Below are 19,258 nucleotides of genomic sequence, written 5' to 3'. Positions count from 1 at the left end.
TGCCCGACAGTCCCCGACCGGACGCCCGGGCAGGCGCCGCCGCCTTCTCACCAGGTGCCGCTGGTCAGCGTCGCCACCTTCACCGCCGCCAGCCCCAGCAGCAGCACCAGCAGGCCCGCGCACGCCGCCCACTGGATGAGGGTGCGGCGGTCGCCGCGTGGGGCGTAGGCGAAGGCGAGGGTGACGACCGCGCCCGCGAGCAGGCCGCCGAGGTGGCCCTGCCAGGAGGTCGCGAAGGCCGAGACCACCAGCCAGATCAGCAGGCCCGTCATGTACTGGTTGACCGACCGCATGTCGTAACCGAGCCGGCGTCCCATCACCCAGTACGCGGCGCCCAGGCCGAAGACCGCCCCCGAGGCGCCCACCGTCGGCACGTCCGGCGCGATCAGCAGCACCAGGACCGAGCCGCCGAGCGCCGAGAGCAGATACAGCGCGAGATAGCGGGCCCGGCCGAGCTGGGTCTCCACCACCCGGCCGACGTTCACCAGCGCCACCATGTTCAGCACGATGTGCACCACGCCGATCCCGTCGTCCGGCGGCAGATGCAGGAACGCGCCGGTCAGCAGCCGCTCCCACTGCCCGCCCGCCACCCCCTCCGGGGTCAGCACCGAGTCGTACGGGTACTGCCACAGGTAGTGGCCGCCGTCCGGGCCGACCAGGCCCGCGCCCAGCATCCCGAACCGGTCCGTGATCGAGGGCCGGGCCAGCCCGGCGAGGTAGGCGAGCACGTTCAGCGCCACCAGCACCCACGTGACCAGCGGAAACGTACTGATCCGGCCGCCGAACGCGGTCCGTGCCTGCCGTACCGAGCGGGCGCCCTCCTGGACGCACTCCACGCACTGGTGGCCGACCGACGCCTCGCGCATGCAGTCCGGGCAGATGTAGCGGTCGCAGCGGGTGCAGCGGACGTGCGACTCCACCCGGGGATGACGAAAGCACGTGGTCACGGCGGACTCGGCGGTCACGGCCGGCTCCTTAGAGGAAAGGGGTGTCGAAGTGAGCCGGTGGGGACGGCGGCGAACAAAATATCGGATCATCGCAGGATGGCCGCGCCTCAGGCTGTGATCAACCGATTTCCCGACGCCGCGTCAGCGCCTCGCTCGCCGCGCACTCTTAGGCGTGACCGCACCGGCGAGGCATTTCGGGCAGGTCCGCGGGGCGTGCTGATGATGTCCCGACCCACGCGCCCGCGTGGTCGGAAGGAGACGGCCATGTCCGAGCAGATCGAGCAGGCGGAGCGCGGCGTCGGGGAGTTCACCCTCACCGGCCCGCTGACCACCGCGCCCCCGGCCGGTTACACCGCCCCCGAGCCCGACGAGAAGTGGACGCTCCGGGGCGGCTTCGCCCACGTGTACCACGGCGAGCGCAACCAGGGCATCGTCCGCCCGGTGATCATGGCCGACGGCTTCAACCTCGGCAAGAGCGACCTCACGTGGCTCTACGCGGGCCTCGACCGCGACTTCCCCTTCCTGACCGAGCTGCGCCGCCGGGGCCGCGACGTCATCCTGGTCGGCTTCGACGAGCGCAGCGCCTCCGTCCTCGACAACGCCCGCACCGTCACCGAGGCCGTGCTGCGAACCATCGCCCAACGGCTCGGCGATACCCGCCTCATGGTGGGCGGCTTCAGCATGGGCGGCCTGGTCAGCCGCTACGCGCTCGCCAAGATGGAGCACGACCGCATGGACCACCAGACCGGCGTGTACTTCTCCTACGACACCCCGCACCGGGGCGCCTACATCCCCATCGGCCTCCAGGCGTTCGCCCACTTCATCCCGGTGCCCAACGACTTCGCGCGGCAGATGAACAGCCCGGCCGCCCGCCAGATGCTCTGGCGCCACTACGACGCGATGACCGGCCAGAACGGCATCGCCCCCGAGCGCCGCGAGTTCCTCCAGCGCCTGGCCGACGTCGGCGGCTGGCCGCGCATCCCGCGCATCCTGGCCGTCGCCAACGGCCGGGGCGACGGCACCGGCATCGCCGTCCCGCCCGGCGAGACCGTACTGAAGTCGGAGCGGGTCTACCCCGGCACCGCCTTCTCCGCCCAGGCGCAGGGCCGCGAGGTCACCGTCGCCGAGCTGAAGCGCCGCTTCCCCGCGTCGGAGAAGACGATCACCACCGGCGACCTCCCCGAGCTGGACGGCGCCCCCGGCGGCACCCTGCGCTCCTACGGCATCCTCGCCGACGCCCTGAAGAAGGCCGGCGCCCAGGTCGACCTGCGGCACGAGGAGGTCTGCTTCGTGCCCACGGTCAGCGCGGTCGCCCTGCGCGACCTGGACCAGCAGAAGGACCTCTACGCGAACCTGGACGACATCGCCCCGGACGAGAGCGAGGCCGACGACTTCACCTGGTCCTCCACGACCACCCCGCACACGGCCGTCACCGAGGAACTCGCCACCTGGCTGCTGGACCGCCTCCCCGACTGAGACACCCCCTAGGTATCGCACTCCAGCACCGTCCGGCACAGCCCGCAGCGGGCCCTGACCCGGCCCCGTACCGGCAGCCGGATGCGCTGGTGGCACACCGGGCACGGGAAGGACACCTTCAGGCCCGCCCCGTCCGGGGTGAACGCGTAGGGGGAATCCGGACGGGGCCGGCCGGAGTCGTGCCGGGCGGAGTCACGCCGGTCGTGGGCGTACCGGCGCCGGGCCGCCCAGCCCGCCGCGCTCAGCGGCGCCCGCCGCTCGTCCGCCCGCGCCCGGTCCCGGCCCGCGACGTACGCCGTGTACGCCTGCGGGCTGGTGAACCACACCGCCGGGTCCTCCCCGAACACCGCCGCCCGCTTCGCCAGGACGTAGCCGAACTCCTCCGGGGTGAGATAGCCGAGTTTCTGCGACGCCTCGCCGTGCTCCCGGTAGGCGTCCAGCAGCAGCCAGCCCGCGCCGAGATACGTGGTCACCGTGTCGGTGAGGATCTCGTTCTCGGCGGTGGTCGGGAACGCAAGGCCCAGCCGGTGCAGATACACATGGGCCACCTCGTGCGCGAGGGCCGCGCCGATGTCCCGCCGATGGGTGCGGAAACGGTCGTTCAGCTCCACGAAGTACTCCGGGCCCGCCGCGAGTTCCACGTCGGCGGCGTGCGTCATCTCGCGGAAGCAGACGATCAGCCGGGCGTCCGGCAGCCGGAAGTGCCGTACCAGTTCCCGCGCCACCCGCTGCGCGCCCAGGTGCAGATCGTCCTCGTCACCGAAGGCCACGTCGGCCGGGGCCACGCTCGCCGCGAAGGTCCGCAGGCCGTCCTCCGACAGCCGCCGGTACAGCGCGGTGACCGCCGCCCGCACCGTCTCAAGGTGCGGAAAGCCGTGTTCCACCGGTCCGCCTGCCACCACGCCCGCACCCCCGAAGGTCGCCCGGAACACCCCTCCCACTGTAGAACCGCCCACCAGCGACGCCACCGCCCCGCGCCCCGTAGGGTTGACGCCCATGACCATCAGCAACACCGGCACCGGTGACGTCGACCCCGAGGCCCGCGAGGAGCTGGAGCGGCTGCGGGCCAGCATCGACAACATCGACGCGGCCGTCGTCCACATGCTGGCCGAACGCTTCAAGGCCACCCAGCAGGTCGGCCGCCTCAAGGCCCGCCACCACCTGCCGCCCGCCGACCCCGGCCGGGAGGCCCGCCAGATCGAGCGGCTGCGCAGCCTCGCCGAGGACGCCCGCCTCGACCCCGCCTTCGCCGAGAAGTTCCTGAACTTCATCGTCGCCGAGGTGATCCGGCACCACGAGCGCATCGCCGAGGACTCCGCCCACACCCGCCCCTGACCCGCGTACGCCCGCGCGGGGCCGGACATAAGCCGCGTACCGAACCGCCCCTGTCGGCCGCCGGGGGCGATCGGGCAGCATGGCCCCCATGTCCGTACTGACGCGCGACGAAGCGCAAGCCCGAGCAGAGTTCCTCGACGTCCACCGCTACACCGTCGATCTCGACCTGACATGCGGTGACGAGACCTTCGGCTCCCGTACCGCGGTCCGGTTCACCGCGCGCACGGACGGGGACACCTTCGTCGAGCTGAAGCCCGCCGAGCTGCGCGCCGTCACCCTCGACGGACAGCCCCTGGACACCGGAACCCTCGACGGCAACCGGCTGCCGCTGAAGAACCTCACCGCGGGGGAGCACGAACTCACCGTCGAGGCGGTCATGCGCTACTCCCGCACCGGCGAGGGCATGCACCGCTTCACCGACCCCACCGACGGCGAGACCTACGTCTACACCCAGCTCTTCCTCGACGACGTCCAGCGCGTCTTCGCCGCCTTCGACCAGCCCGACCTCAAGTCCGTCTTCGACGTGAGCGTCACCGCCCCCGAGGGCTGGCAGGTGCTCGCCAACGGGATCACCGAGGACCTCGGCGGGGGCCGCTGGCGCGCCGCCACCACCCCGCTGATCTCCACCTACCTCGTCGCCGTCGCCGCGGGCCCCTGGCACTCCGTGCGCACCGAGCACCGCGGGCTGCCCTTCGGCATCCACTGCCGCCGCTCGCTCGCCCCGTACCTCGACGCCGACGCGGACGAAATCCTGGACATCACCCGCGCCCTGTACGACCGATACCACGAGAAGTTCGAGGAGCCCTACCCCTTCGACTCCTACGACCAGGCGTTCGTCCCCGAGTTCAACGCCGGCGCCATGGAGAACCCCGGACTCGTCACCTTCCGCGACGAGTTCGTCTTCCGCTCCGCCGTCACCGACACCGAGCGGCAGACCCGTGCCATGGTCATCGCGCACGAGATGGCCCACATGTGGTTCGGCGACCTCGTCACCCTCAGGTGGTGGGACGACATCTGGCTGAACGAGTCCTTCGCGGAGTACATGGGCTACCAGACCACCCTGGAGGCCACCCGCTTCACCCAGCCCTGGGTCGAGTTCGGCGTCACCCGCAAGTCCTGGGGCTACGACGCCGACCAGCGCCCCTCCACCCACCCCGTGGCCCCCGAGTCCGTGGACGACACCGCCGCCGCGCTGCTCAACTTCGACGGCATCTCCTACGCCAAGGGCGCCTCCGCCCTGCGCCAACTCGTCGCCTGGCTCGGCGAGAAGGACTTCCTGGCCGGCATCAACGTCCACTTCGAACGGCACCGCTTCGGCAACGCCACCCTCGCCGACTTCATCGACTCCCTCGCCTCCGCCACCGAGCGCGACGTCCCCGCCTGGGCCGACGCCTGGCTGCGCACCACCGGCGTCGACAAGCTCACCCCCCGCCTCACCACCGCCGACGGCAAGCGCGTCCTGACCGTCGAGCACGAGGGAGACCGCCCGCACCGCGTCACCGCCGGCGTCTACGACCACGACCTCACCGAGGAGGGCCGCCTCACCCTGCGCGAGCGCGTCGGCCTCGACGTGCCCCAGACCGTGCCCCAGCCCCTCGGCAAGCGGCCCGCGCTGCTCCTCCTCAACGACGGCGACCTCACCTACGCCAAGGTCCGCTTCGACCCCGAGTCCTTCGAGACCCTGCGCACCAGCCTCTCCGGCCTGCCCGACCCGCTCACCCGCGCCGTCGTCTGGAACGCCCTGCGCGACGCCGTACGGGACGGCGAACTCCCGCCCGCCGCCTACCTGGAGACCGCCCGCGCCCACCTCCCGCTGGAGACCGACCTCGCCCTCGTCCAGGGCGTCCTGGCCTTCGCCGGCACCCACATCGCCGACCGCTACCTCACCCCCGAGGAGCGGCCCGCCGCGCTTGCCACCCTCCGCTCCCTCTGCCGCGACCTGCTGCGCCGCACCGAGGACGGCGACAACCCCGGCCTGCGCCTGGTCGCCGTACGGCACTTCATCGACGTCGCCGCGCAGCCCGACGCCATCGCCGCCTGGCTCGCCGACGGCACCGTGCCCGGCGGGCCCGAACTCGACCCCGAGCTGCGCTGGCGCATCCTCGGCCGGCTCGCCGTGCTCGGCGCCACCGACGAGGCCGCCATCGCCGCCGAACTGGAGCGCGACCCCTCCGCCAACGGCCAGGAGGGCGCCGCCCGCTGCCGTGCCGCGCTGCCCGACCCGGAGGCCAAGCGGCGGGCCTGGGAGTCGATGTTCGCCACCGACGACCTCTCCAACTACCTGTTCAAGGCCACCGCCCAGGGCTTCTGGCAACCCGAACAGGCCGACCTCGTCCGGGAGTACGTACCCCGCTACTACGACGAGGCGGTCGCGGTGTCCGCCCGGCGCGGGCCCGCCATCGCCACCGCCGCCGGCGCCTGGGCCTTCCCGCACCACGCCGTCGACGCCGAGAACCTGGCCCTGGGGGAGACGTGCCTGCGCGACGCCGACCCGGTACCCGCCCTCAGGCGGAAGCTCGCCGACGAACTCGACGACCTGGCGCGGGCGTTGCGGGTGCGGGGGGAGTAACTCCTGCGCGCCGGGCGGCACGGCTCAGGACCCCCGCAGCCACTCCGCCCGGCGCAGCACACCCGCCTCCAGCGTGAAGCCCAGCCCCTCCAAGAAGCGCTCACCCGCCGTCCACCCGGCCGGCACCGTCGCCGTGACCCGGGACGCGCCCCGCGCCAGCAGCGACACCGCCACCGCCCGCCCCAGGCCCCGGCCGCGTGCCCACGGCGCCAGCAGGAACAGCCCCACCGCCACCGCGCCCGGCTCCGGCCAGTCCCGTACCGCGTCCACCAGGCCCGCGACCTCGCCGTTCCGTTCCACCAGGAGCAGCACCTTGGCGCCGGGGTCCGCGCCCTCGGGCAGCGCGTAGTACAGGCTCTGCACATCGCCCGGCGCCGACGGCAGCCCCGTCGCCGCCGTGAACCAGTCCTCGCACTCCTCGAACAGCTTCAGCAGTGCCGTCTCGTCGGCCGGACCCGGCTCGCGCAGCAGCACCCGCTCACCGGGCAGGTCCACCGTCCATGTCTCGCTCATCCCGGCGACGGTAGTGCCGCCCGGACGCCGCTCCAACGCGTTTTCCCCGTACGGCAGTACCCATTTCCCGCTCCCGCTCGTTGTGCAGCGCGGACACCCGGCTTTCGGACCTGAGGGCCGGTGTGTGTCCCCGCCCCGCAGGAGAGCCCATGAGCACCCCGCCCCTCGCCTCAGGACCCCACGGCCCGGACGCCCTGCGCCCGCTCCTGGAGACCGTCCTCGGCGCCCTCGCCACCGGTGCCGCCGCCCGTGGCGGCCCGCTGCCGGCAGGCGGGCCCGAGGCCGTCGCCGCCCGCGTCGGCGACGGCCTCGGCGACGTACTCCCCGAACACGGCGACCCCGACGCCCTGCGCGCCCTCACCCACGCCCTCGCCGCGGGTGCCGCCGACCCCGCCGACCCGCTCTGCGCCGCCCATCTGCACTGTCCGCCGCTCGCCGTCGCCACCGCCGCCGACCTGGCCGTCAGCGCGCTCAACCCCTCGCTGGACTCCTGGGACCAGGCGCCCGCCGCCTCCGCCCTCGAAGCCCGCGTCACCGGCGCGCTGGCCGCCCGCATCGGCCTCGCCGACGCCGTCGTCACCACCGGCGGCACCGAGGCCAACCAGCTCGCCCTGCTGCTCGCCCGCGAGGCCCACGGCGCCCACGTCCGCCTGGTGTGCTCGGCCGCCGCCCACCACTCCCTGCCCCGCGCCGCCTGGCTGCTCGGCCTGCCCGACCCCGTCGTCCTCCCCGCCCCCAACGGCACCCTGGACCCCGCCGCGCTGGACGCCGCGCTCACCGAGCTGACCGGCCCGCTCCTCGTCGCCGCCACCGTGGGCACCACCGACGCCGGGCTCATCGACCCGCTCCCCGAGATCGCCGCCCGCTGCGCCGCCCACCGCGTCCGGCTGCACATCGACGCGGCCTACGGCGGCGCCCTCGCCCTCAGCGACCGCCACCGCGCCCTGCTCACCGGACTCGACGCCGCCGACACCGTCGCCCTCGACCTGCACAAACTCGGCTGGCAGCCCGTCGCCACCGGCTTCCTCGCCGTCGCCGACGCAGCCGAACTCGACGCCCTCCACCAGCGCGCCGACTACCTCAACGCGGGCGACGACACCGAGGCCGGCCTCCCCGACCTCCTCGGCCGCTCCACCCGCACCACCCGCAGACCCGACGTCCTCAAGGCCGCGGTCACCCTGCGCACCCTCGGCCGCACCGGCCTCGCCGACCTCATCGACCGGGTCCTCACCCTCGCCCAAGACCTCGCCGACCGCGTCGAGGCACACCCCGGCCTCGAACTGTACGACCGGCCCACCCTCGCCACCGTGCTGTTCCGGCCCGCCCACGCGAGCGACGACGCGGTGGCCGCCGTACGCCGCTCCCTGCTGCACGAGGGCCGCGCCGTCCTCGGCCGGGCCCGCGCCGACGGCCGCCTTTGGCTCAAGGCCACCCTCCTCAACCCCCACACCGGGCCCGACGACCTGGCCCACCTGTTGAAACTCGCCGAAGGACACACCCCCGCATGAGCCACCCGCCCCACCCCCCACACCCGGAGCCCGAGTCCCCCCGCGACCTCGTCGGCATCGGCATCGGCCCCTGCAACCTCTCCCTGGCCGCCCTCGCCGCGCCCCTCGCCGAACTCGACGCCGTCTTCTACGAACAGCGCCCCGGCTTCGACTGGCACCCCGGCCTCCTCATCGACGGCGCCACCCTCCAAGTCCCCTTCCTCGCCGACCTGGTGACCCTCGCCGACCCCACCAGCCCCTGGAGCTTCCTCAACTGGCTCCGCACCCGCGAGAGGCTCTTCCCCTTCTACTTCGCCGAGCACTTCCACATCCAGCGCGCCGAGTACGACGCCTACTGCCGCTGGGTCGCCGGACAGCTCCCCGGACTCCGCTTCCGCCACCACGCCGACGCCGTCCGCTGGAACCCCGAACGCGACGTGTTCGAAGTCGACTTCACCCGGCTCGACGCCGACGGCCACGCCGAGGCCCTCGGCCGCACCCGCACCCGCAACATCGTCGTCGGCATCGGCAGCGCACCCCACGTCCCCGAACCGCTGCGCCCGCTCGCCGCCGCCCCCGGCGTCCCCGTCCTGCACGCCGCCGACTACCTAGCCCACCGCGAGACGCTGCTCACCGCCGGACACGTCACCGTCGTCGGCTCCGGACAGTCCGGCGCCGAGGTCTTCCTCGACCTGCTCCGCCACCGCCCCGCCGGACGCGAACACCTGCACTGGATCGGCCGCACCGCCGCCTTCGCGCCCATGGAGTACTCCAAGCTCGGCCTGGAGCACTTCACCCCCGACCACACCCGCTACTTCCACGCCCTCGCCGAGCCCGTCCGCGACCGGCTCGTCGCCGCCCAGTGGCAGCTCCACAAGGGCGTCGACACCGGCACCCTCGCCGCCATCCACGACGAGCTGTACCGGCGCACCCTCGACGGCGGCTGGCCCGACGCCGTCCTCACCCCCGGCGTCCAGGTCCGCACCGCCGGCCGCCTCGGCACCGGACAGGTCGAACTCCACCTGGAACACCTCGACCAGGGCAGCCGCACCCGCCTCGCCACCGACGCCGTCGTCCTCGCCACCGGCTACCGCATGCGCCCGCTCGACGGTCTCCTCGCCGGACTCGACCCCCACCTGCGCCGCGACAGCGCCGGACGCCCCCTGATCGACGACGAGTTCCGGCTCGTCCTCGACCCCGCCGTCAGCGGCCGCGTCCACGTCCAGAACGCTGAACTCCACACCCATGGCGTCGGCGCCCCCGACCTCGGCCTCGCCGCCTGGCGCAGCGCCACCATCCTCAACTCCCTGACCGGCAAGGAGCAGTACCCGCTCCCCGCCCGCACCGCCTTCACCACCTTCGGCCTGCACCCGCAACGCCGAAGTCCCGGCGACGGCGCGACCGGACCGGCCCGCACCGCCACCGGGGCTTCACCCGGACCGGCCTACTAGAACACCGGCGTGCCCGCCCGCGTCAGCTTCCAGTCCACCGACGCGAAGTCCTTCGGGTCCAGCACACCCTTCGCGGTCACCCACTCCGCGATCCGGGTCCGGATCTCCGTCGACTCCGACCACAGCTCCTGCGCCGCCGCGACATACGGGAACGCGCCGCCGCCGTTGGCCCGGTAGTTGTTCACCGCGAACACGAACCGGGCCGCGTCGTCCAGCGGAGCCCCGCCGAAGGAGAGGTTCTTGATCCGCGACCCGGCGGGCTGCGCGATGTCGATGTCGTACGAAAGACCCGACACGTAGTCGTAGTTGTAGTCGGGGCGGTCGGCCGCGTTCGTCAGCTTGTCCACGTCCACCGGCGCGCCCGGCGCCGTCTGCACGTAGTACTGCGCCGAGAACTCCAGGTACGCCCGCACCTGCGCGCCCGTCAGCAGCTTCGCCACCAGCGTGTTGTCGTACACGTACAGCCCCGACAGATCCCGGATGGTCACGTCGCCCGCCGGGATCTCGCTCGTCCGGGAGAACGGCGACGCCTGCGCCAGCACCGGCAGCGAGGCGTACTCGGTGCCCGCCAGCGCCGCCTTGACCACGTCCTCCTGCACCTTGGTGATCAGGTCGATGATCGGGGCGTCCTTGTACCGCGCCTCCACCGTGGTCAGCGTCTCGGTCGCCCGGCCCACCACCTGGTTGACGTACGCCACCACCTTCGCGTGCTCCTTGGAGAGCAGCTTGGTGATCCTCGGGTCGTCCGCCACCGTCCGCGAGTCCTTCAGGGACGCCTTCACCGACTCCACCTGCCAGCGGCCCCGCGTGAAGACCAGCTCGAAGTCGAACAGGGTCAGCCGCTCCGCGAAGCACAGCGGCTCCGACAGCACGACCGTCTTCCCCGACTTCTCGTTGACGACCCGCAGCTCCGGGATCTCCAGGTGCGCGTGGCCGACCAGGATCGCGTCGATCCCCGGCACCTGCCGCGCCACGTTCGCCGCCGCGTTCTCCACGTACGGCACCTGGTCACCGTAGGACGACGTGCCCGAGGTCCCCGAGTGCGCCGAGACCACCACGATGTCCGCGCCCATCGACCGCAGCTTCGGCACCCACTTCGCGGCCTGCTCCTCCAGACCCTCGAAGGCCAGCTTGCCCTGCACGAGCGCCTTGTCCCAGATGGCGATGCCGGGGTTGGTCAGACCCAGCACCGCGACCTTCACCGGCGGCGCGCCCGGCACCTGGAACCGCTTCATGTAGTACGGCGCGAACGCCGGCTTCAGCGTCTTGGCGTCCACCGCGTTGGCGCCCAGCAGCGGGAAGTCGAGCTGGTGCTCGAAGCGGCGCAGCGTCTCGATGCCGTAGTTGAACTCGTGGTTGCCCAGCGCCGCCGCGTCGTACCCGATCGCGTTCATCGCCTTCGCCATCGGGTGCACCGGGCCGCCCTTGGCGGTGATCGGGTCCACCTTGGCGTAGTAGTACGTCAGCGGGGTGCCCTGGATGGTGTCGCCCGCGTCCAGCAGCAGGGTGTTGCGGCGGCCCTTCTCCTTGCGGACCTGGTTCACCAGCGTCGAGATCCGGGCCAGGCCCTGGGCGTTGCCCGCCGCGTCGGAGTAGTCCGCGTTCTTGAAGTAGTCCCAGTTGAAGACATGGCCGTGCAGGTCGGTGGTGCCCATCACGGTCAGCGAATACCGCTTCTCGTGGTGCCCGTGGCGCGCCGGGGCGGCCCCGGCCGCCTGGGCCGCCGGGGCTCCCGCCCCGCCCGCGATCGCCACGCCCGCCCCGGTGACGGCGGACTGCTTCAGGAACTTCCGGCGGTCGAACGGCATCTCTCGGTCTCCTCGGCAAGGGGTCGACAACGCGCGTAGATTGTGGCCCGACCATGACAGGTCGCAACAGACCCCCCAGGTTGCGATCCGGTGACCGATTTCCGTCAACTCCCCGCGCCGGTACGCCGGACACATGACACAGTGGGACGTATGACCCCTGAGGCGCACCCCGCGTACGGCACCGCCGACGCCCCGCTCCTCGCCGTCCGGGGCGAGGCTGAGTTCCGGACCGAGGCCGAGATCGCCCGCATCGGCGTCACCGTCACCGCGCGCGGCCGCGACCGCCGCGCCACCCTCGACGACCTGAACCGCCGCAACACCGCCGCGCTCGACGTCCTCAAGTCCTACGGGGACGCGGTGCCCCACCTCACCACCGGCACCCTCGGCGTCGCCCCCGAACTCAGCGAACGCGGCCGGGGCGAGCGGGTGCGCAGCCATCAGGGGATCGTCCGTATCGACGCCGAGGTCACCGACTTCGCCGTCCTCGGTGAACTCACCGCACGGCTGGCCGAGTTGGAGCTGACCGAGCTGGACGGGCCCGCGTGGTCGCTGCGTCCCGACTCCCCGGCCCACGCCGAGGCCCGCCGCCGCGCCGTCGCCGACGCCCTGCGGCGGGCCCGCGAGTACGCCGACGCGCTCGGCACCTCCCTGGCCGCGCTGACCGAACTCGCCGACACCGGTGCCGACCGGCCGCGCGACGTCTCCGCCTTCGGGCGGGCCGCCCGCCGGGCCGACGCGGCGGAATCCGCCGGGCCGTTCGATCTCCAGCCGGCGCAATTGTGGGTCTCCGCGCAGGTCACCGCGCGGTTCACGCTGGTACCGCCCCGGCTTTAGCGAAGCCTTTGCTCCAAAGAACTATTGCGCGAAAAACATCGCTCATAGGAGCGGGTCATCGCACAATTCAACACTTGTCAATAACCCTTTCCCCAAAGGTTGTTGAGTGGCCATGGAGCCCGAATTCTCTACCCGTCGGTAAGCCATAGGCTCGACCCATGCGCCGAGCAAAGATCGTCTGCACCCTGGGGCCCGCCACCGACTCGTACGACCAGATCAAGGCACTGGTCGAGGCCGGAATGGATGTCGCCCGGTTCAACCTCAGCCACGGCACCCATGCCGAACACGAGGCGCGTTACCAGCGCGTTCGCCAGGCTGCCGACGAGACCGGCCGCAGTGTCGGAATCCTCGCCGATCTTCAAGGCCCGAAGATCCGGCTCGGTACCTTCGCCGAAGGGCCCGTACTCCTCGAACGCGACGACACCTTCACCATCACCGTCGAGGAGGGCGTCCAGGGCGACCGCCACCGGTGCGGGACCACTTACGCCGGTCTCGCGGAGGACGTCCGGCCCGGTGAGCGCGTGCTCGTCGACGACGGGCGGGTCTGCCTGGAGGTCACCGCAGTGGACGGCCCCTGCGTGCGCACCAGGGTGGTGGAGGGCGGCGTGATCTCCGACCACAAGGGGATCAACCTCCCCGGTGTCGCGGTCTCCGTCCCCGCCCTCTCCAAGAAGGACCAGGACGACCTGCGCTGGGCGCTGCGCACCGGGTTCGACGTCATCGCCCTCTCCTTCGTCCGCAGCGGGCGCGATGCCGCCGAGGTGCACCGGATCATGGCGGAGGAGGGGCGCCGGCTGCCCGTCATCGCCAAGGTGGAGAAGCCGCAGGCCGTGGAGAACATCGAGGACGTCGTCGCCGCCTTCGACGGGCTCATGGTCGCCCGGGGCGACCTCGGCGTGGAGCTGCCCCTGGAGCAGGTGCCGATCGTGCAGAAACGCGCCGTCAAGCTGGCCAAGCGCAACGCCAAGCCGGTCATCGTCGCCACCCAGATGCTCGAGTCGATGATCGACAGCGCCCGGCCGACCCGCGCGGAAGCCTCCGACGTGGCCAACGCGGTGCTCGACGGGGCGGACGCGGTGATGCTGTCCGCCGAGACCAGCGTGGGGCGCTACGCCGTCGAGACCGTGTGCACCATGGCGAAGATCGTCGCGGCCGCGGAGGAGGAGATGCTGGCGAAGGGGCTGCCGCCGCTGACCGAGCGGAACAAGCCGCGCACCCAGGGAGGCGCCGTCGCGCGGGCTGCCGCCGAGATGGGCGACTTCCTCGGGGCCCGATTCCTCGTCGCCTTCACCCAGTCCGGCGACACCGCCCGCCGCCTCTCCCGCTACCGCTCACCCATCCCCGTCCTCGCCTTCACCCCCGACCCCGCCACCCGCTCCCAGCTCAGCCTCACCTGGGGCGTCGAAACCTTCCTCGGCCCCCACGTCGACTCCACCGACGCGATGGTCGACCAGGTCGACGAGCTGCTGCTGAAGTACGCCCGCTGCAAAAAGGGCGACGTGGTCGTCATCACCGCCGGCTCCCCACCCGGCGAGTCCGGCACCACCAACCTGGTCCGGGTGCACCACATCGGGGAGGACTGAGGCTCAGTACTTCGCACCCACGTGGGCGTCCATGAGAGCTACGGAGGCTTTACGGGCGACGGAGATGTTGTACGGGTTGCCGTGCCTGGTGCAGTGGGTCCACTCGATGCCGAGAGTGTCGAGGGTGTCGGTGTAGAGGCGCCGGATGTCGTCGGAGACATTGGTGAAGAAGTACCTGGGGTACTCGTAGCGCTTGCGCTCACCGCCGACCATCCGTGTCGTCCAGTTCGTGATGCGACACCCGTCGGAGTGGACGAGGCCGCGGACGAACTCCCAGGGGTGAGCGTCGACGATGGCTTGCTGCCAGGGTTCGAGGACGATCCGGCGCTCGTGCTTCCTGCCGGGGCCGTGTTGCGGGAAGAGGCAGTGCAAGTGCTTCGAGTACACCTTCACATTGCGGCAGCCACTCCTGCGGACGCGGCAGACAGAGTTCTCAGGGAACACCGCGCGCATGGCCGTCTCGCAGTCGTCCATGAGCCCAGGCCATGACTCGGCACAGGTGATCATCAGGTTGGGTACGCGGTGCGCGGAGTAGTGGCTGATGTGGCCGTCGCCGAAATAGAGGCCGAGCAGGTAGCTGTACGGCGCCTCGGCGAGCTGCCGTCCGTCGCATCGGGGACACGCGGTATGGGGGCGCCCGGGGCACTCGCCGCGTTTCGCTCGGTCCATGTGCTTCCAGTAGCCGACGGTCCCCAGCGGAACGGCGAGCTTGCGGGCGACATCGGCGTTCTTCACGCCGTCGCGCAGCAGGGTGACGGCCTTGTTTCGCACCTTAGTGCCATGAGCGTTCATGCGGCCACCCTGTGTGATTGGGCATGACGCCACGCAGCAAAAAGCGGAGGACCACGCGAACGTGATCCTCCGCTTTATGTCAGCAGAGTGCCGGGTGCGGGACTCGAACCCGCAAGCCCTTTCGGGCAGATGTGTTTGAGACATCCGTGTATGCCATTCCACCAACCCGGCGGGACTGGCTGCTCGGAAGCATACCGGGTCACCGCGCCGGGCCGCCGCTAGGTAGGCTGCATAGACAGCAGCACCTGTCCGGCCCGTACATAGGAGCCCCCGTGACCCCCGAGTCGCCCCAGCCCGCAGACGTGTCCGATGACGACAAGTCGCATGTGCCCCCGTTGACGACCCGGGTCGTCATCGCCGAGGACGAGGCGCTGATCCGGCTCGACCTCAAGGAGATGCTGGAGGAGGAGGGGTACACGGTGGTCGGTGAGGCCGGGGACGGCGAGCAGGCCGTGGAACTGGCCCGTGAGCACAAGCCGGACCTGGTCATCCTGGACGTGAAGATGCCGAAGATGGACGGCATCTCGGCGGCCGAGAAGATCGCCGAGGAGTCCATCGCCCCGGTCCTGATGCTCACCGCCTTCTCGCAGCGCGACCTCGTGGAGCGGGCCCGCGACGCCGGCGCGATGGCGTACCTGGTGAAGCCGTTCAGCAAGACCGACGTGGTCCCGGCGATCGAGATGGCCGTCTCCCGCTTCACCGAGCTGAAGCAGCTCGAGCAGGAGGTCGCCGACCTCAGCCAGCGCCTGGAGACCCGCAAGCTGGTCGACCGCGCGAAGTCGATCCTGCAGACGGAGTACGGCCTGAGCGAGCCCGCCGCGTTCCGCTGGATTCAGAAGACCTCGATGGACCGCCGCCTGTCGATGCAGCAGGTCGCGGAGGCGGTCATCTCCGACGACCAGGAGAAGAAGTCGGCCAAGAAGAACTAGCGGCAGAACGACGAGAGGCCCGCGCCCCCTGAGCCGGAGGGACGCGGGCCTCTTCGTACCCTGCTCAGTCCTCGCCGAGGTACGCCTTGCGCACCGACTCGTCGGTGAGCAGGTCCCGCCCGGTGCCGGAGAGCACGATGCTGCCGACCTCCATGACATGCCCCTGGTCCGCGAGCGAGAGCGCCGCCTGGGCGTTCTGCTCGACCAGCAGGATCGTCGTACCGCTCGCCTTCAGCTCGGCGATCGTCGCCATGATCTTCTGCATCATGATGGGCGAGAGGCCCATGGACGGCTCGTCCAGCATGAGGAGCTGCGGCTGGGACATCAGCGCCCGCCCCATGGCGAGCATCTGCTGCTCACCGCCGGAGAGGGTGCCCGCGGCCTGCTTCCGCCGCTCCCCGAGGATGGGGAAGAGGTCGTAGGCGCGCTGGATGTCCTTCTCGATGCCCGGCTTGTCGTTGCGCAGGAAGGCCCCGAGGCGCAGGTTGTCCTCGATGGTCATGCGCGGGAAGATGTGCCGCCCCTCGGGGGAGTGGGCGAGCCCGAGGGAGACCACCTGGTGGGCGGGGACCTTCTTCAGCGACCTGCCGTTGAAGCGGATCTGCCCGCCGACCGGCTTGAGCAGCCCGGACAGGGTGCGCAGCGTGGTGGTCTTGCCCGCGCCGTTGGTGCCGATGAGGGTGACGACCTGGCCGGCCTCGACCTTGAACGAGATGCCCTTGACGGCCTCGATCTTGCCGTAGGCGACCCGCAGGTCCTCGACTTCGAGCAGTGCGGTCATCGCTCGTTCTCCTTGCCGGGCGCGGTGTCCTTCGTGGTCCCGGCCTGTGCCTCGGCCGCCTCGACCTCGGCGGCCTCCTCGCCGCCGGGGGCGTCCTCGTAGGGTTCACCGAGGTAGGCGGCGACGACGCGTTCGTCGCCCTGGACGGTGGCGCTGTCGCCCTCGATCAGCTTCTGGCCCTGGACGAGGACGGCGACGCGGTCGCAGAGGTTGAAGATGAAGCGCATGTCGTGCTCGATGACGAGGACGGCGATGCCCTGGTCGCGGATGGCGAAGACCAGTTCCTCGGTGGCGCGGGTCTCCTGCGGGTTCATGCCCGCGGTGGGCTCGTCCAGCAGGAGCAGGCCGGGCTCGCTGGCCAGCGCGCGGGCGATCTCCAGCTTGCGCTGCTCGCCGTAGGGGAGGTTGCGGGCGAGGTGCTCGGCCTTGGCGTCCAGGCCGACGAAGGCGAGGAGTTCCATGGCGCGGGCGCGGGAGGCGGCTTCGGCCTTGTGGAAGCCGGGGCCGCGCAGCAGGGCGGACCAGAGCCCTTCCTTGGTGCGGGTGTGGCGGCCGACGAGCACGTTCTCCAGGACGGTCATGTTGGCGAAGAGCCGGATGTTCTGGAAGGTACGGGCGATGCCGGCCGCGGTGACCTTGAAGGACTTGGGCGGCAGGACGGTGCCCTTGTAGCGGACCTCGCCCTCGGTGGGGATGTAGAGACCGGTGAGGCAGTTGAAGAAGGTGGTCTTTCCGGCGCCGTTGGGGCCGATGAGGCCGACGATCTCGCCGCTGTTGACGGTGAGGTCGACGTCGCGGACGGCGGTGAGACCGCCGAAGCGCATGGTGACGCCGCGGGCGTCGAGGACCGTCTCGCCGGGGGTGGTGCCGGGTGCGGTGTCCTGGGTGGTGGTGTCGGTGGTCATGGTGGTCAGGCCCCTGCCTTGCTGAGGACGGCGGGCGCGGCGGCGTCCTCGTGGAACTCGAGTTGGCGGCGCCGGTTGGGGATGAGGCCCTCGGGGCGGAAGCGCATGAGCAGGACGAGCGCGACGCCGAAGGCGAAGAGCTGGTATTCGCCCATGAACTGGAGCTTGGCCGGGATCAGGTAGAGCAGCGAGGCGCCGACGAGGGGTCCGGAGATGGTGCCCATGCCGCCGAGGACGACGGCGGCCAGCAGGAAGGCCGAGTTGGGCGGGACGACGTGGGCGAACTGGTACTGCTCCGGGGTCACGGTGTAGGTGACGTGGGCCTGGACGGAGCCGGCGAGTCCGGCGAGGGCGGCGCCGAGGGCGAAGGCGATGAGCTTGACCCGGAAGCCGTTGATGCCCATGGCGAGCGCGGCGGTCTCGTCCTCGCGGATGGCGATCCAGGCGCGGCCGATGCGGGAGTCGCTGCTGCGCCGGAAGACGACGACCACGACGAGGGTGATGAGGAGCATCAGCAGGAAGTAGTTGGCGAACCGGCCGATGGTGGCGCCGAACAACTGGTGTTCCTGGCCGAAGTCGAAGCCGAGGATGTTCAGGTTGGGGACGGAGGAGATGCCGTTGGAGCCGTTGGTGACGTCGGGTCCGGAGGTGCCGTCCATGTTGAGGACGGTGATGCGGAAGATCTCGCCGAAGCCGAGGGTGACGATGGCGAGGTAGTCGCCGCGCAGCCGCAGGGTCGGGGCGCCGATGAGGACGCCGAAGATCATGGCGACGACGGCGCCGAGCAGGGCGGAGGCCCAGAAGGGCCAGTGCACGTGCAGCGGCGAGGAGGGCGAGCCGGAGACGAGGGCGGCGGTGTAGGCGCCGACGCCGAGGAACGCGACGTAGCCGAGGTCGAGCAGGCCGGCGAGGCCGACGACGATGTTCAGGCCCAGGGCGACGGTGGCGAAGATGAGGATGTAGACGCCGATGGTGGCGTACTGGTCGTCGGACTGGGTGAAGGGGAAGGCGGCCGCGGCGACGAAGGCGCCGGTCATGGTGACGGTGCGGTGCCGCGTGGTGATCGCCGAGATCCGGGCCACGAGTCCGGCCTTGGCGAGTGCGGCGAAGCCGAAGCCGGCGGTGATGAGGAAGCCGATGAACAGTTCGTCGTACTCGGTGCCGATGCCGTAGGTGAAGACGAGCAGGCCGAAGGCCATGACGCCGGTGATGACGAGGATCTCCGCCCAGGCGGGCAGGGCGCGGCCGGGGGCGGGGGATGCGGCGGCGAAGGCGGCCTTGAAGTTCTGCCAGTTCTGCCGGGCGCGGTGCCGGAAGGCTTCCCAGCCGGTGTCGTCGGGGTCCACCGGGTCGGGCTCGGGCCGCTGATAGGGCAGCGCGAGGGCGCCGAGCAGGGCGGCCAGGGTGGCGAGGGCGACGAGGTAGCCGCCGGGTTCGAGGTTGACGACGCCGCCGAGTTCGACGCTGATCGCGAGGACGGTGTACCAGGCGGTGGCGAAGGTGCCGAGCGCGGCGAGCTTGAGGGCGCTGTCGGCGTTGCCGGGGGTGAGGAGCTTCAGGCCCTTGACGCCGTAGGAGGCGAGGCCGAACAGGGTGGTGAGCAGGCCGCCGATGAGGACGAGGACCTGGAGGCCGCCGGGGTAGCCGTAGACGGTGAGGTCGCCGGGGAACTCGGAGGTCCAGGTCCAGGCGAGGAAGGCGGAGACGACGGCGAGGGCGCCGCCGCCGGTGGCCAGGGCCCGGCCGAGGGTGGCCGGCAGGCCGATCAGGCCGGTGGTGGCGGCGGCGTTGGAGCCCGCGGTGTCCGGGGTCTCCGGGGTGCCGGGTGCGGTGGTCTGTGTGGTCATC

General features: G+C 71.5%; 16 protein-coding genes and 1 tRNA gene. 8 read left to right on the top strand and 9 right to left on the bottom strand.

What is annotated here, in order from left to right; translation table 11 throughout:
* Window positions 1–47: 47 nt before the first annotated feature.
* Window positions 48–965: a rhomboid family intramembrane serine protease gene (locus E5083_RS11130; protein ID WP_135785486.1), complete on the bottom strand. Its 918-nt coding sequence runs from the start codon at window positions 963–965 to the stop codon at window positions 48–50.
* Window positions 966–1,211: 246 nt separating this feature from the next.
* On the opposite strand from E5083_RS11130, the gene E5083_RS11125 reads away from it, so the two are divergent.
* On the top strand, window positions 1,212–2,423 hold the full coding sequence (locus tag E5083_RS11125) for an esterase/lipase family protein (protein ID WP_135785485.1): 1,212 nt from the start codon (window positions 1,212–1,214) through the stop codon (window positions 2,421–2,423).
* Window positions 2,424–2,431: 8 nt separating this feature from the next.
* On the opposite strand, the gene E5083_RS11120 is transcribed toward E5083_RS11125, so the two are convergent.
* Window positions 2,432–3,325: a hypothetical protein gene (locus E5083_RS11120; RefSeq protein ID WP_135785968.1), complete on the bottom strand. Its 894-nt coding sequence runs from the start codon at window positions 3,323–3,325 to the stop codon at window positions 2,432–2,434.
* A gap of 94 nt (window positions 3,326–3,419) precedes the next feature.
* Here E5083_RS11120 and E5083_RS11115 point away from each other — a divergent pair, with 94 nt between their 5' ends.
* Entirely contained in the window at window positions 3,420–3,758 is a 339-nt protein-coding gene (locus E5083_RS11115; protein ID WP_031182885.1) for a chorismate mutase, read from the top strand.
* An 88-nt stretch (window positions 3,759–3,846) separates the two neighbouring features.
* On the top strand, window positions 3,847–6,327 hold the full coding sequence (gene pepN / locus E5083_RS11110; RefSeq protein ID WP_135785484.1) for an aminopeptidase N: 2,481 nt from the start codon (window positions 3,847–3,849) through the stop codon (window positions 6,325–6,327).
* A 24-nt stretch (window positions 6,328–6,351) separates the two neighbouring features.
* Here pepN and E5083_RS11105 read toward each other — a convergent pair whose 3' ends face one another.
* Window positions 6,352–6,840 carry a GNAT family N-acetyltransferase gene (locus E5083_RS11105; protein ID WP_135785483.1) on the bottom strand — a complete coding sequence of 163 codons (489 nt, stop codon included), beginning with the start codon at window positions 6,838–6,840 and terminating at the stop codon, window positions 6,352–6,354.
* A 149-nt stretch (window positions 6,841–6,989) separates the two neighbouring features.
* On the opposite strand from E5083_RS11105, the gene E5083_RS11100 reads away from it, so the two are divergent.
* Window positions 6,990–8,348, top strand: coding sequence for a pyridoxal phosphate-dependent decarboxylase family protein (locus E5083_RS11100; RefSeq protein ID WP_135785482.1), 1,359 nt, complete (start codon window positions 6,990–6,992; stop codon window positions 8,346–8,348).
* On the top strand, window positions 8,345–9,778 hold the full coding sequence (locus E5083_RS11095; RefSeq protein WP_135785481.1) for a lysine N(6)-hydroxylase/L-ornithine N(5)-oxygenase family protein: 1,434 nt from the start codon (window positions 8,345–8,347) through the stop codon (window positions 9,776–9,778). Before E5083_RS11100 ends, E5083_RS11095 begins: the two co-directional genes overlap by 4 nt.
* On the opposite strand, the gene E5083_RS11090 is transcribed toward E5083_RS11095, so the two are convergent.
* Window positions 9,775–11,586, bottom strand: coding sequence for a bifunctional metallophosphatase/5'-nucleotidase (locus tag E5083_RS11090; RefSeq protein ID WP_135785480.1), 1,812 nt, complete (start codon window positions 11,584–11,586; stop codon window positions 9,775–9,777). The two genes, E5083_RS11095 and E5083_RS11090, sit on opposite strands and share 4 nt — an antisense overlap.
* A gap of 150 nt (window positions 11,587–11,736) precedes the next feature.
* Here E5083_RS11090 and E5083_RS11085 point away from each other — a divergent pair, with 150 nt between their 5' ends.
* On the top strand, window positions 11,737–12,420 hold the full coding sequence (locus E5083_RS11085; protein ID WP_135785479.1) for an SIMPL domain-containing protein: 684 nt from the start codon (window positions 11,737–11,739) through the stop codon (window positions 12,418–12,420).
* Between the two features lie 158 nt (window positions 12,421–12,578).
* A complete protein-coding gene (gene pyk / locus E5083_RS11080) occupies window positions 12,579–14,003 on the top strand; it encodes a pyruvate kinase (protein ID WP_135785478.1) in 1,425 nt (474 codons plus the stop codon).
* Window positions 14,004–14,006: 3 nt separating this feature from the next.
* On the opposite strand, the gene E5083_RS11075 is transcribed toward pyk, so the two are convergent.
* A complete protein-coding gene (locus E5083_RS11075) occupies window positions 14,007–14,795 on the bottom strand; it encodes a helix-turn-helix domain-containing protein (RefSeq protein ID WP_135785477.1) in 789 nt (262 codons plus the stop codon).
* A gap of 88 nt (window positions 14,796–14,883) precedes the next feature.
* Window positions 14,884–14,966 (bottom strand) — tRNA-Leu (locus tag E5083_RS11070).
* Window positions 14,967–15,067: 101 nt separating this feature from the next.
* Here E5083_RS11070 and E5083_RS11065 point away from each other — a divergent pair.
* On the top strand, window positions 15,068–15,724 hold the full coding sequence (locus E5083_RS11065; protein ID WP_135785476.1) for an ANTAR domain-containing response regulator: 657 nt from the start codon (window positions 15,068–15,070) through the stop codon (window positions 15,722–15,724).
* A gap of 64 nt (window positions 15,725–15,788) precedes the next feature.
* On the opposite strand, the gene E5083_RS11060 is transcribed toward E5083_RS11065, so the two are convergent.
* The 3 genes from E5083_RS11060 to E5083_RS11050 are packed head-to-tail and all read right to left on the bottom strand — an operon-like array spanning window position 15,789 to window position 19,257.
* Window positions 15,789–16,505, bottom strand: a complete 717-nt coding sequence (locus E5083_RS11060) for an ABC transporter ATP-binding protein (protein ID WP_086695666.1) — start codon at window positions 16,503–16,505, stop codon at window positions 15,789–15,791.
* Window positions 16,502–17,410, bottom strand: coding sequence for an ABC transporter ATP-binding protein (locus E5083_RS11055; protein WP_135785475.1), 909 nt, complete (start codon window positions 17,408–17,410; stop codon window positions 16,502–16,504). Before E5083_RS11055 ends, E5083_RS11060 begins: the two co-directional genes overlap by 4 nt.
* Before the next feature lie 5 nt (window positions 17,411–17,415).
* Window positions 17,416–19,257 (bottom strand): branched-chain amino acid ABC transporter permease, encoded by a 1,842-nt coding sequence (locus tag E5083_RS11050; protein WP_135785474.1) that lies wholly within the window; start codon window positions 19,255–19,257, stop codon window positions 17,416–17,418.
* Window position 19,258: the final 1 nt, after the last annotated feature.

It is taken from the genome of Streptomyces bauhiniae (assembly GCF_004784475.1).
Taxonomy (GTDB): Bacteria; Actinomycetota; Actinomycetes; order Streptomycetales; family Streptomycetaceae; genus Streptomyces; species Streptomyces seoulensis.
This window is presented reverse-complemented; position numbering and strand designations above follow the sequence as displayed.